At 69.3% G+C, this 13,318-nt stretch carries 9 protein-coding genes and 1 pseudogene; 4 read left to right on the top strand and 6 right to left on the bottom strand.

Going from position 1 to position 13,318, the window contains the following annotated elements:
- Positions 1 to 61: 61 nt before the first annotated feature.
- On the bottom strand, positions 62 to 2,170 hold the full coding sequence (locus PARJ55_RS22180) for a hypothetical protein (RefSeq protein WP_036714244.1): 2,109 nt from the start codon (positions 2,168 to 2,170) through the stop codon (positions 62 to 64).
- 157 nt (positions 2,171 to 2,327) lie between these two features.
- On the opposite strand from PARJ55_RS22180, the gene PARJ55_RS24025 reads away from it, so the two are divergent.
- The 4 genes and pseudogenes from PARJ55_RS24025 to PARJ55_RS22165 all read left to right on the top strand — a co-directional run bounded on the left by PARJ55_RS24025 (position 2,328) and on the right by PARJ55_RS22165 (position 7,623).
- Positions 2,328 to 2,672 carry a hypothetical protein gene (locus PARJ55_RS24025; protein WP_156929494.1) on the top strand — a complete coding sequence of 115 codons (345 nt, stop codon included), beginning with the start codon at positions 2,328 to 2,330 and terminating at the stop codon, positions 2,670 to 2,672.
- A 56-nt stretch (positions 2,673 to 2,728) separates the two neighbouring features.
- Entirely contained in the window at positions 2,729 to 4,684 is a 1,956-nt protein-coding gene (locus PARJ55_RS23010) for a glucosaminidase domain-containing protein (protein WP_051416280.1), read from the top strand.
- Between the two features lie 96 nt (positions 4,685 to 4,780).
- A complete protein-coding gene (locus tag PARJ55_RS0114250) occupies positions 4,781 to 5,779 on the top strand; it encodes a zinc-dependent alcohol dehydrogenase family protein (RefSeq protein WP_232215718.1) in 999 nt (332 codons plus the stop codon).
- Between the two features lie 64 nt (positions 5,780 to 5,843).
- Positions 5,844 to 7,623 (top strand): annotated as a pseudogene (locus tag PARJ55_RS22165) (PHA/PHB synthase family protein).
- A gap of 33 nt (positions 7,624 to 7,656) precedes the next feature.
- Here PARJ55_RS22165 and PARJ55_RS0114235 read toward each other — a convergent pair.
- The 5 genes from PARJ55_RS0114235 to PARJ55_RS0114215 form a co-directional block, all read right to left on the bottom strand.
- Entirely contained in the window at positions 7,657 to 8,760 is a 1,104-nt protein-coding gene (locus PARJ55_RS0114235; protein ID WP_028713651.1) for an acetate/propionate family kinase, read from the bottom strand.
- Positions 8,757 to 9,683, bottom strand: coding sequence for a bifunctional enoyl-CoA hydratase/phosphate acetyltransferase (locus tag PARJ55_RS0114230; protein WP_028713650.1), 927 nt, complete (start codon positions 9,681 to 9,683; stop codon positions 8,757 to 8,759). Before PARJ55_RS0114230 ends, PARJ55_RS0114235 begins: the two co-directional genes overlap by 4 nt.
- Positions 9,684 to 10,108: 425 nt before the next feature.
- The gene (locus PARJ55_RS0114225; protein WP_028713649.1) at positions 10,109 to 11,824 is read right to left on the bottom strand and encodes a cation acetate symporter; all 1,716 of its coding nucleotides are present in this window, start codon (positions 11,822 to 11,824) and stop codon (positions 10,109 to 10,111) included.
- Positions 11,821 to 12,129: a DUF485 domain-containing protein gene (locus PARJ55_RS0114220; RefSeq protein WP_028713648.1), complete on the bottom strand. Its 309-nt coding sequence runs from the start codon at positions 12,127 to 12,129 to the stop codon at positions 11,821 to 11,823. The genes PARJ55_RS0114225 and PARJ55_RS0114220 overlap by 4 nt, the downstream gene beginning before the upstream one ends.
- Positions 12,130 to 12,320: 191 nt before the next feature.
- The coding region (locus PARJ55_RS0114215; RefSeq protein ID WP_028713647.1) for an AMP-binding protein at positions 12,321 to 13,318 on the bottom strand (998 nt) is incomplete at its 5' end.

Here is a 13,318-nt window from a genome sequence, read left to right as displayed (position 1 = left end):
CAGCGCCGCGGGACAGATCAGCAGCGCCTGGAGGGCCAGCAGCGCGGCAAGGCGGGCGATCCTAGGCATCGTGCGGCTCTCCGTCCGGATGGGTGCGGGACCCGGCCGATGCCGTCCCTGCAATCTGCGGGGGCCGCGGCGACCGCCGCACCAGCGCCGCAGCCAGGCAGAACATCACCGCCAGCCCGATCAGGCCCGAGAACAGCACGGAATAGAAGATCAGCCCCCGGTCCACCGAGTCGATCGCCGTGCGCGTGCTGTAGGACAGCGCGATCAGCGCCGTGAAATAGCGCGAGAACCCCCCCGTCGCCGCCATGATCAGCCCCCCGACGATGCCCCATTCCCAGGCAAAGCGCAGGCGGCTGTGCTGCGGCTCCAGCCGGTGACGGGTGTCGTCCATCAGCCAGAGCACCATCAGCGCCAGAACCACCCCGCGCAAGGCGCGCGGCGCCTGATAGTCGAAATCCACCTTGAACGCGGCCAGCTGGACCCAGAGATCGCCCTTCGTCCAGCCGGTTTCGTTGCGCAGCGCCGCGATCCAGGAATTGGTGCCGATGACGAACATGGTCGAGACGAACCAGGCCAGCACCGCGATCAGCAGAATCTGGGGCAGCCTGTCGGTCCAGTCCGAGCGCGCCAGGTCGTGCCAGGTGCCGCGCGGGCGCCGGGTGTCGCGCACCGCCAGCGCCACGACCAGGGGAATCAGATAGGTGTTGAACGAGGTGGCCAGCAATTCGAAGCTGCGGCCATAGAAGCTGATCTGCTGGATGCCGCGTTTTCCCCAGTTTTCCAGCTCGCGCTCATAGACGTTCAATGTCCCGGCCCAGAGCAGGCAGGCCACGACCACGATGCCGAAAGTCCAGACCAGCGCCTTTTGCGTGGCCTGCCGGCGCAGCTCGGGCAGGTTGTCGCTGAGGATCGGCCGCAGGAATTCTTCCAGCACCTGCTCGGCCTCGGCCTGCTGGAGGCCGCGCGCGCCGAGGGCGGACGAAGCATGTCCGAATTGCAGCATGTCGTGTTCGACGTAAAGCGCCAGCAGGGTGCAGAAATCCTCGGCCAGTTCCTCGGTCTGGCGGGTCAGGGCACGCCAGCCGCCCGGCGCCACGATCTCGTTGCCGGGCTTGTCGGTCTCTTCGCCCTCGCGGGCGGCGGCGCCGTTCTGCGCCGCCTTCTCGTCCAGCCGCACCCGTTCGTCCAGCGCCAGCACCAGCCGCCCGGTGCGGATCTTCAGATCCTCCTCTAGCCGCCTGAACATCTCGCGGTCATGCGCACGCAGCACCGGCAGCCGCCGTTCAAGCAGCCAGGCGTCGCAGGCGAAGATGATGCGCAGGTCGTTTTCGAAGGTCTCGGGATCGGGCAGCAGGCCGCGCGCCTGCGACACGGCGAAATAGCGCCCGAGCCGCAGCCAGTCCTCTTGCGGCAGCAGAAACCCGCCCTTGGACCGATCCGCAGCCGTGTCCCGGGCGGGTGCCGTCGCAGCCGTGACCTCTGCCGGCGGCGGCTGGCGGAAGCCGAAATAACGCCCCAGCCCCAGCCGGTCCCGCCGGCTCGGCAAGCCGCCGCCCGGCCGGTCCTCGGACGGGTCCGCGGGCTGATCGCGGACGGGCGCCGCGGGCGGGGACGGCAGGCGGAAATTGCCCTGGCGCAGCTTTTCGCTGGCGACGGCGACCTGGGTCGGAATGCCGGCCAGCCGGTGGGCCGCGTGGCGCATCCAGTCCTCGACGCGGTTGAGCAACTGGAAGCGCGGCAGCACCCCGACCATGATCAGCGCCACGGACAGCGATATCTGCGGCGAGATGCCGTTTCTGATCGCGGCCCCTCCGGCCGGGCCGAGCTGCTGCATGGCGAGGCCGGCGGCATCCGAGCCGGTGATCTGGCTCAGCGCCTTGGGCAGGTCCGTGGCGCCGATCCCGGGATCGAGCGGGATGCCGCCCAGCACCGGCAGCACCTCGGCATAGGCGCAAAGGAAGAAATAGATCGCCAGCAGCGAGACCGCATAAATCAGATATGCCTGCAGGACGACCTGCCGGGCGCGCAGATGATCGGCCGACAGAAGGTTGACCAGACGCTCCAGCTGCCCGGAATTCTCGAATGAGACCCGATTGAAACGCTCATAAGAAAACACGGCCACGATCGCTGCCCCGAAAAGCAGCGCAACCACTTCCTGCATGTTACGGCCTCAAGAAAATGAGGTCTGTCCTAACGGCATTGCTCGACGGCGGGGCGGCAGGCGCTTTGCGCCGATACCTGGGCCGTGACACCGGCAAGAACAACCAGAGCGAGAACCAAGCTTTTCATAACCCACTTCCTTTTATAAAGGAAACTGCGTGGATTATGCGCGTTTTCTTCAAGAATTTCAACTGGACTCCTGCGGGCTGCGTTCCGACCGCCGCCGGCTTTCGCAAAATCCGATAGCTGAATCTTTCTATTTCCAATCAAATGGTTTCAATTCGTTCCTGCGAAAAATACGCTTCCGCCAAGAAAAACCGCGTCGCGCAAGCTGGAAAGCCGGGGCATGGGCGGCGACTCGGATGGGGTCCGCCGTCCGCCGGGCCGGAAAAGGCGGTGCATTCATCCGGGACGGGCGCCCGATGCCCGGGTTCGGGACGAATATCGCCGATTGTCCAAAGCGATTGACGAAATTCCAAGTCGGATCAACTATTACGCAATAAGCCTTTTGCGACTCACCGATAATCCTTCCCCGACTCGGCTTCACAAGGAGGCTGACATGACATTGATTGACCAATCGGGACTGATCGGAAAAACGCGCGACCGACCCATCTGCAAGGAGCTGGAGACCGTCTTGCGCGGCGCCGGCCTGGCGGCGGGGATCGAGAGGATCCTGATCACCTCGGGCGGCCAGCCCGGCAGCGGCGGGCGGCGCACCGGCTCGACCCGCCACGACGGCGGGCGCGCCGCGGACCTGCAGCTGATCGCCGGCGGCCGCACGCTGAGCTTTTCGGACAGCCAGCCCGACCCGGCGCTGCGCAAGTTCGTCATCGCCGCCGCCGCGCAGGGTGCCACCGGCATCGGCGCGGGGACGGGCTACATGGGTGCGCATACGCTGCATGTGGGCTTCGGCACCACGCCCTCGGATCCGCGGCGCATCGTCTGGGGCGCCGGCGGCCGCGCGGTCAATGCCCCGCAATGGCTGCGCGACGCGGCGAATGACGGCTGGCACAGGCCGCCCGCCTGGGCCATGGTCTCGGACCAGCCCGAGGACCTGCCCGAAGACAGCGATACGCTGCTGGACGCCGCGGCCGAGGACGATGCCGATGCCGCCGCGCCCGCCGGCGACCTGCCGGCCCTGCCCGCTTTACCGCCGCGCTTCGGCATCGAGGTGATCCGCGCCGCCCAGGCCTCGCAACGGCGCTGGGGCGTGCCGGCCTCGGTCACGCTGGCGCAATGGGCGCTGGAAAGCGATTACGGCGCCCGCATGCCGGCGCGGTCGAACAACCCCTTCGGGATCAAGGCGGTCGGCAACCAGCCCAGCGTCGCCTCGTGGACGGTCGAGTTCCAGAACGGCACGCCCGGCCGCCGGCGCGAGCCCTTCCGGGTCTTTGCCAGCCTGGAGGACGCCTTTGCCGAACATGGCCGGTTGCTGGCCCAGTCGCGCCATTACACCCGCGCCCGCCAGTTCCTGAACGATCCCGACCGTTTCGCGGATGCCCTGACCGGCGTCTACGCGACCGACCCGCAATATGGCGCCAAGCTGCGCTCGATCATGCGCAAGAACGACCTTTACGCCTTCGACATCCCCGGCGACCTGCCGGCCGTCCGCGAACCCGCGCCGCCCTTGCGCACGGGCGACGACGACCCGATGCGGGTCAGGCTGCTGCAAGAACGGCTGACCGCGCTCGGCTACAAGCTGGGGCGGATCGACGGCATCTTCGGCTCGCTGACCGCGGCGGCGCTGCTGGCCTTTCAGCACGACAACGGCCTGCCGACCACCGGCGTGCTGGACGCGGCCACCGAGGAGCGGTTGCAGACCGCCCGGCCCAGGCCGCTGGACGAACGCCGCCTGACCGCCACCGAAAAGCAGCTGGCCGAGGACGGTTCGGTCATCACCCGCGACGCCCGGCGCGGCCGCGTGCTCAGCTGGGCGACGGCGATCCTGGGCGCCTTCGGCATCGGCAACCGCGCCGTGGTCAACGCGGCCGGCGGCGCCGAGGGCGCGGTCCTGCCCACCGCCCTGCCCGCCACCGCCCTGCCCGACGGGCTGGCGCCCTTCCTGGCCGAGATCCAGGCACTGGACAGCGGCAATGCCGCCGCCCAGGCCGCGCGGCTTTCGGCCGAGGCTGCGCGGCTGAACGAGCAGCTGCGCAGCCTGCCGGCGGGCGCGGTCCCGCGCGAGCTGACCGATATCCTGGCCGCGCTGCGCCCCGAGGCGCTTGGCGACCCGGCGCTGACCCGCACGCTCGGCCGGCTGGTCGAGCAGGGCGGCGCCGGCAGCGGGCTGCGCACCGTGCTGGACCTGCTGCCGGGCTTCTTCCAGGACGGTTCGGTGCTGCAGACCGCCATGCGGGGCGTGGCGACGTTCGGCGACAGCCTGCTGCCGAATTTTGCCGGCTCGGCCCTGCTGCTGGGCATCGGCCTGTTCGGCCGCCACCTGGCCAACGGCATCGCGGCGGCGCGGGTCAGGGACCACCGGACGGCCGGCAACCTCAACCCGCTGCGCGGCTGACGGCGCCCCTTTTTGCCGCGATCCCGGACCGCGACTTAAGGCCGCGCCCATTTACAAGCGCGGCCCATCATCCGCATATTGGACATGACCCGGAGGATGGGAGACGCCCGGATGCATGCCATGGTGCTGGAACGGATCGGCACGCCGCTGGTCTGGACCGAGCTTCCCGACCGCGACCCCGGCCCCGGCCAGATCCGGGTCCGCGTGCTGGCCTGCGGCGTCTGCCGCACCGACCTGCATGTCGTCGACGGCGAATTGCCCGATCCGGTGCTGCCGATCATTCCCGGCCACGAGATCGTCGGCCGGATCGAGGCGCTCGGCCCCGGGGTGGACGGCCTGCGGGTGGGCCAGCGGGTCGGCATTCCCTGGCTGGGCCACAGCTGCGGCTGCTGCCGCTATTGCCGGGACGGGCAGGAAAACCTTTGCGATGCGCCGGGCTTCACCGGCTATACCCGCGATGGCGGCTATGCGACCGCGGCGATCGCCGATGCGCGCTTCGCCTTTCCCCTGGGCGAGGCTGGCGACGAGGTGGCGCTGGCGCCGCTGCTCTGCGCCGGGCTGATCGGCTGGCGCGCGCTGGTGATCGCGGGCAAGGCCGAGCGGCTGGGACTATACGGTTTCGGCGCGGCGGCGCATATCGTCGCCCAGGTGGCACGATGGCAGGGCCGCGCGGTGCATGCCTTCACCCGGCCGGGCGACCTGCGCGCGCAGGATTTCGCGCGCAGGCTGGGTGCGGTCTGGGCCGGCGGCTCGGATCAGGCGCCGCCCGAGGCGCTGGACGCCGCGATCATCTTCGCGCCGGTGGGCGCTCTGGTCCCCGCCGCGCTGCGGGCGGTGCGCAAGGGCGGCCGCGTGGTCTGCGCCGGCATCCATATGAGCGACATTCCCGCCTTTCCCTATGCGCTGCTCTGGCATGAACGCCAGATCGCCTCGGTCGCCAATCTGACGCGGCAGGACGGGCTGGATTTCCTGGGCCTCGCGCCCCGCATCGGCATCGTGACCGAAACCAAGACCTACCCGCTGCGCGAGGCCAATCGCGCGCTGGACGACCTGCGCGCCGGCCGTTTCGACGGCGCGGCGGTGCTCGTGCCGTAAACCGCCGGGCGCGGCTGCGCCCGGCCAGACCCATATCCGACCGGGAGCCGCAGCGATGAACGACATGAAACCTCCGCCCCCCGCCGCCCCCGAGCGGCCTGCCAGGCCGGACAGGCCCGGCGCCGAAAGCTATCGCACCCTGGACCGCCTGCGCGAGGCGGCCACCGCCGGCTTCAGCACCGGGCTGTCGCCGGTGGCGCTCGGCATGGCGCTTTTCGACTGGTCGGCGCATCTGGCCGCCGCGCCAGGCAAGCGGCTGGAACTGGCCGACAAGGCCCGGCGCGACGCGGCCGGGCTGCTGGCCCAGGCCGCCGCCCTTGCCGCCGATCCGGAAGCCGAGCCGATGATCCGCCCGCCGCCGCAGGACCGGCGCTTCCAGTCCGAGGCCTGGCGCCAGCCGCCCTTCAGCCTCTGGGCGCAGGGGTTCCTTCTGACGCAGCAATGGTGGCGCGACGCCACCCATGGCGTCCCCGGCGTCAGCCCGCATCACGAGAACCTGCTCTCGGCCCTGGCGCAGCAATGGCTCGACATGGTCTCGCCGGCGAACCTGCCCTTCACCAATCCCGAGATCATCGCCCACAGCATCCGCAGCGGCGGGCTGAACCATCTGGCCGGGCTGCGCAACTGGGCCGAGGACATGGCGCGGCTGGCGGCCGGCAAGCCGCCGGTCGGGGCCGAGCGGTTCCGCGTCGGCCATGAGGTCGCGGCGACGCCCGGCACGGTGGTGTTCCGCAATCATCTGGTCGAATTGATCCAATACGCCCCCGCGACCGGAACCGTGCTGGCCGAGCCGGTGCTGCTGGTCCCGGCCTGGATCATGAAATACTACATCCTGGACCTGTCGCCGGAAAACTCGCTGGTCCGGCATCTGGTCCGGGCGGGGCATACGGTGTTCTGCCTGTCCTGGCGCAACCCGACGGCCGAGGACCGCGACCTGACGCTGGACGATTATCGCAGCCTCGGGGTGATGGCGGCGGTGGATGCGGTCTCGGCCATCCTGCCCGGGCGGCGCATCCATGCGGCGGGCTATTGCCTGGGCGGCACGCTGCTGGCCATCGCGGCAGCGGCCATGGCCGGGGCGCGGGACGACCGGCTGGCCTCGGTCTCGCTGCTGGCGGCGCAGACGGATTTCACCGAGCCGGGCGACCTGGGGCTGTTCATCGACCACGACCAGCTGCATGTGCTGGAAAGCCTGATGTGGCAGCGCGGCTATCTGACGGCCGAGCAGATGCTGGGCGCCTTCCGCTTCCTGCGCTCGGACGAGCTGATCTGGTCGCGCATGGTGCGCATGCTATCTGATGGGCGAGCGCGATCCGATGACCGACATGGCCGCCTGGGCCACGGATTCGACCCGCATGCCCTGCCGCATGCAGGGCGAATACCTGCGCCGGTTCTATCTGGAAAACGCGCTGGCCACCGACCGGCTGACGGCAGAGGGCCGCCCGGTGGCGCTGCGCAACCTGCGCGCGCCGATCTTCGCCGTGGGCACCGAGGACGATTACGTCGCGCCCTGGCAATCGGTCTATCGGCTGCATTACCTCAGCGATGCCGAGCTGACCTTCGTGCTGGCGGGCGAAGGGCACAATACCGGCATCATCTTCGACCCCGCCCGGCCCGGCAGCCATTACCGCATCGCCAGCCGCGAGCGCGACGGCGCCTGCCTCTGCCCCGAGGACTGGGCGCGCGCTGCGGCGATGCGCCAGGGCTCGTGGTGGCCGGCCTGGAGCGACTGGCTGGCGCAGCATTCCAGCGCCGGGCGCGTGGCCCCGCCGGCCATGGGCGCGGCCGAGGCGGGCTATCCGCCGCTGGAAGAGGCGCCGGGCAGCTATGTCCGGCAGCGGTGACGCCGCCCTGCCCTGCGCCGGCGCGGCGCGGGGTCAAAGCAGCAGGGCGGCCTCCATCGCCATCATCCGCTCTTCGTTGGCGGGGATGACCATGCTGGTGAATTTGCCCAGCGGCGCCATGTGCCGCAGGATCGCCTCGCGCACCGGGGTGGCGTTCTCGCCGATGCCGCCGGTGAAGATCATCGCGTCGATCCCGCCCAGCGAGACCGCCATGGCCGCCGCCGCCTGCGCGCATTTCAGCGCGAAGAAATCCAGCGCGAAGCGCGATTGCGGCTTGCCGTCCTTCAGCAGCGCCGCGACGTCGTTCGACCGGCCCGACATGCCCAGCAGGCCCGAGCGGTTGTAGATCAGGTCCTCGATCTCTTCCGGCGCCATGCCGAAGCTGCGCTGCATGAGCAGGATGGCCCCGGGATCGACGGCGCCCGAGCGGGTGCCCATCGGGATGCCGTCCACCGCCGTCATGCCCATGGTGGTGTCGATGCTGCGCCCCTCGCGCATGGCGCAGAGGCTGGCGCCATTGCCCAGATGCGCCGCGACGACCCGGCCGCGATGCAGCCAGGGCAGGTTCTCGGCCAGCACATGCGCGATCCACTGATAGGAGAGGCCGTGAAAGCCATAGCGGCGGATGCCCTGCTCGAACATCGGCTCGGGCAGGGCGAAATGGGTGAACAGGGGATCGCGGCCGGCATGGAAGGCGGTGTCGAAGCAGGCCAGGTTCGGCACCCCCTCGCCGAACAGCCGGCGGGCGGCGGCGATGGCCGCCAGCCCGTGCGGCTGGTGCAGCGGCGCCAGCGGGACCAGTTCCTGCAGGTCCTGCAGCACCTGCGGCGTGACCGGGGTCGAACGGGTATAGGCCGTCCCCCCATGCACGATGCGATGCGCCACCGCCTCGATGCGCCAGCCCTCGTCATGCGCATCCAGGAAATCCAGCACCGCCTGCAGCGCGGCGGCATGGTCGCCGCCGGCGGCGAGGGGGATGCGGCGCTCCGGCTCGCCGGTCAGCGCCGCGGTCAGTTCGGCATCGGCGCCGATGCGGCTGACCGCGCCCCGCGCCATGAGCGACAGCCCGTCGCGGGCGAAGACGCGGAACTTCAGGCTGGACGAGCCGGCATTGAGGGTCAGGATCGCCGGGATCATTTCACCAGCCCCCGCCGGCGCGCATCCGCCATCAGCACGGCCAGCGCGGTGGAGAGCATGCGGGCGCGCACGGAATCGGCGCGGCTGGTCAGGACCACCGGCACCCGCGCGCCCAGCACGATCCCCGCAGCGTCGGCGCCGCCCATGAAGACCAGCTGCTTGGCCAGCATGTTGCCCGATTCGATATCGGGGACCAGCAGGATGTCGGCCTGCCCCGCCACCGGCGAGACGATGCCCTTTTCCCGGGCCGCCGCCGGGCTGATCGCATTGTCGAAGGCCAGCGGCCCGTCCAGTTCGGCATCCTCGATCTGGCCGCGATCGGCCATCTTGCACAGCGCCGCCGCGTCCAGCGTAGCCTGCATCTTGGGATTGACCGTCTCGACCGCGGCGAGGATCGCGACCTTGGGCCGGGCCGGGCCCCACAGCACGCGCCAAAGGACGATGGCATTGTGCAGGATGTCTGCCTTGACCATCAGGTCGGGCTCGATGTTGACCGCCGCGTCGGTGATGATGAAGGGGCGCGGATAATCCTCGGTCAGCATCAGGAAGGCATGGCTGATGCGCCGCTCGGTGCGCAGCCCGCATTGCGGATGGATCACCGCGCCCAGCAGCTCGTCGGAATGCAGCGAGCCCTTCACGATGGCGCCGACCTGGCCCGCCGCGGCCATCTGTGCGGCACGGGCGGCGGCGGCGTGGCTGTGTTCGGTATCGACGATCTCATAGGCGTCGGGGGCCTGGCCGGCCTCGATCAGCGCGGCGGCAATGCGGGCGGCGGGGCCGATCAGCACCGGCTCGATCAGCCCGGCGGCCACCGCATCGCCCACCGCCTCGAAGACGGAATGCTGCACCGGATGGACCACGGCGGTGCGCAGGGGCGGCAGTCCGGCACAGCGGTCGATGATGGCTTGATAGGCGTCGGTCATGGCTGTCCTTCCGTGCTGGCGCACTCCGCTGGCGCTTCAGTCTGCCCCCGGATCGCGTTCCGGGACAAGCCATGGAAAGACCGATATGTCTGTGTCTGGCAAGCAAAAAACGCCGTTCGCCTGCGTCTTTGCAGTGCGGCGACTGGCCGCGGGCGCGCTCGGGCGGTCCCGAGGGGGCGCGCCATCCCGGCCCGCGGGTCCGATCACCGGCCGCAGCGAGCCTCGGGCAGGGCCGGATCGGCCCCGGATCGCCGCAAGGGTCCGGCAGGTCGGGCGGCATGATGTCCGGCAACGCAAGCCCGGGATGGCCTCCGAACCCGGCGCGGGGCGCCGGGCGTCGCGCCGGCCACAGGGGCGGACACCGTCCCTGACCGGTCCGGGTCCGGGACGGCAAGACGGCCCGCCCCGAAGGGCGGGCCGGCGTTTCAGTGCGACGAGGCCTCTGCCGCGCCGATCCCGGTTTCCGAGCGCACCTGCTGGGCCAGGAAGCCCGCCCGGTCGATCCGCGCCCGCGTGCCGTTGTCCATCTTGGACACCAGCCAGATGCCCAGGAAGGCCAGCGTCATCGAGAACAGCGCCGGAGAGGTGTAGGGGAAGGGCGCCGAACCGGCCGGGTTGCCCAGCGTCGCCTCCCAGACCGAGGGCGACAGAACCGTCAGCACCACCGAGGAGATCAGCCCCAGGAAGCCGCCGACCACCGCGCCGCGGGTCGTGCAATCCTTCCACAGCACCGACATGAACAGCACCGGGAAGTTGGCCGATGCGGCCACCGCGAAGGCCAGCGACACCATGAAGGCGATGTTCTGGTTCTTGAAGGCGATGCCCAGCACGACCGCGACCAGGCCCAGCACCAGCGTGGTGATGCGCGAGACGCGCAGCTCGCTGCCCGGCGCGGGATTGCCGTTCTTGATCACGGTCGCATAGAGGTCGTGGCTGACCGCCGAGGCGCCGGAAAGCGTCAGGCCGGCGACCACCGCCAGGATGGTGGCGAAGGCCACGGCCGAGATGAAGCCCAGGAAGACGTTGCCGCCCACCGCCTGCGCCAGATGCACCGCCGCCATGTTCGAGCCGCCGACCAGTGCGCCGGAGCCGTCCAGGAATTCTGGATTGGTCAGCACGAAGGTGATGGCGCCGAAGCCGATGATGAAGGTCAAGAGGTAGAAATAGCCGATCCAGCCGGTCGCCCACATCACCGACTTGCGCGCTTCCTTGGCGCTGGGAACGGTGAAGAAGCGCATCAGGATATGCGGCAGGCCGGCGGTGCCGAACATCAGCGCCATGCCGAAGCTGATGGCCGAGATTGGATCCTTGATGAAGGTGCCCGGACCCATGATCGACTGGCCGGCCGTTGCCGCATCCTCGGCGCTGGCGCCGCCGCTGGCGGCAAGCTCGGCCTTGACGCGCACGGCGTCGGCGAACATCGCCTCGGGGCTGAAGCCGTAATGCCACATGACCATGAAGGACATGAAGGACGCGCCGCCCAGCAGCAGGCAGGCCTTGATGATCTGCACCCAGGTCGTCGCGGTCATGCCGCCGAACAGCACATAGATCATCATCAGCGCGCCGACGATCACCACCGCGATCCAGTAGTCCAGCCCGAACAGCAGCTGGATCAGCGAACCCGCGCCCACCATCTGCGCGATCAGGTAGAAGGCCACCACGACCAGCGTGCCCGAGGCGGCGAAGATGCGCACCGGGGTCTGGGCAAAGCGGAAGGCCGCCACGTCGGCAAAGGTGAAGCGGCCCAGGTTGCGCAGCCGCTCGGCCATCAGGAAGGTCAGGATCGGCCAGCCGACCAGGAAGCCGATCGAATAGATCAGCCCGTCATAGCCCGAGATCATCACCGCGGCCGAGATCCCCAGGAAGGATGCCGCCGACATGTAGTCCCCGGCGATGGCGAGCCCGTTCTGGAAGCCGGTGATACCGCCGCCGGCGGTATAGAAATCCGCCGCCGACTTGGTCTTAGACGCCGCCCATTTGGTGATGTAGAGCGTGCCCAGCACGAAGACCGCGAACATGACGATGGCGGTCCAGTTCGTCGCCTGCTTCTCGGCGCCCTGGATCACGTCGGCGGCCATGGCCGCGCCGGGCGCGGCCAGAAGCGCGGCCGCCAGGCCGCAGCGCAGGATATTGCGATTCATTTCAGCGCCTCCTGCCGGACCTTCTCGCTGAGCTCGTCGAACTCGCTGTTGGCGCGGCGCACATAGATGCCGGTGATGATGATGGTGAAGACGATCACGCCGAAGCCCAGGGGAATGCCCCAGGTCATGACGCCGTCGCCGATCCGCGCGGCGAGCAGTTCCTTGTCGAAGGCAATCAGCAGGATATAGCCGTAATAGACAACGAGCATCGCGATCGTCAGAATCCAGCCGTAGCGGGATCGCTTCGCTTTCAGCAATTGATAATTCGGATCTGCGGCGATCCGTTCGACCAGGTCTTCTTGCATCGGGGTCGTGCTCCTCCACTGCCACGATCTGGGCTTTCTCGGCCGCGCCGGCGGAATTGCCGGCGAGACGAATTTTCGGTAGCCGGCCGACTGCGGACCTCTCGGGCCAAGCCGGGGCCGGTCGCGGGCGACGCTGGCGCCCGCGCTAGCCGGTATTGCCTGCAGGCGCTTCCGGCGCCCGCCCCTTTTCCTCAGTGCCGGTTCATTCTGTTTTCGATGAGTTCGTCGACGACGGCGGGGTCTGCGAGGGTGGAGATGTCGCCGAGGGCGGCGAAATCGTCCTCGGCGATCTTGCGCAGGATGCGGCGCATGATCTTGCCCGAACGCGTCTTCGGAAGACCCGGCGCCCATTGGATCAGGTCCGGCTTGGCGATCGGCCCGATCTCGGTGCGCACCCATTTCTCCAGGTCGGCGCGCAGCTCGTCGCTGGGCTCCACCCCGTTCATCAGCGTCACATAGGCATAGATGCCCTGGCCCTTCAGCGGATGCGGATAGCCCACAACCGCCGCCTCGGCCACCTTCTCATGCGCCACCAGCGCCGATTCCACCTCGGCCGTCCCCATCCGGTGGCCCGAGACGTTGATCACGTCGTCCACCCGCCCGGTGATCCAGTAATAGCCGTCCTCGTCCCGCCGGCAGCCGTCGCCGGTGAAGTAATAGCCCGGATATTGCTGGAAATAGGTCTCCATGAAACGCTGGTGGTCGCCCCAGACCGTGCGCATCTGACCCGGCCAGCTGTCGGCGATGCACAGCACCCCCTCGGCCGGGTCGCCCTCCTGCACCGCCCCGCTCGCGGCATCCAGAACCACCGGCCGGACCCCGAAGAAGGGCAGCGTCGCCGAACCCGGCTTGGTCTCGATGGCGCCCGGCAGCGAGGTGATCATGTGGCCCCCCGTCTCGGTCTGCCACCAGGTGTCCACGATCGGGCAGCGCCCCTTGCCGACATGCCGGTCGTACCAGACCCAGGCCTCGGGGTTGATCGGCTCNCCCACCGTGCCCAGCACCCGCAGGCTGGACAGGTCGTATTTCTCGACCCATTCCGGCCCCTGCCCCATCAGCGCCCGGATCGCGGTCGGCGCGGTGTAGAACTGGTTGACCTTGTGCTTCTCGCAGACCGCCCAGAAGCGGCCAGCATCGGGCCAGGTCGGCACCCCCTCGAACATCAGCGTCGTGGCACCGTTGGCCAGCG

The organism is Paracoccus sp. J55, from assembly GCF_000513975.1.
In the GTDB taxonomy this organism is placed as follows: domain Bacteria; phylum Pseudomonadota; class Alphaproteobacteria; order Rhodobacterales; family Rhodobacteraceae; genus Paracoccus.
Note: the sequence above shows the minus strand (reverse complement) of the source record. Positions and strands in the feature narration are given on the sequence as shown.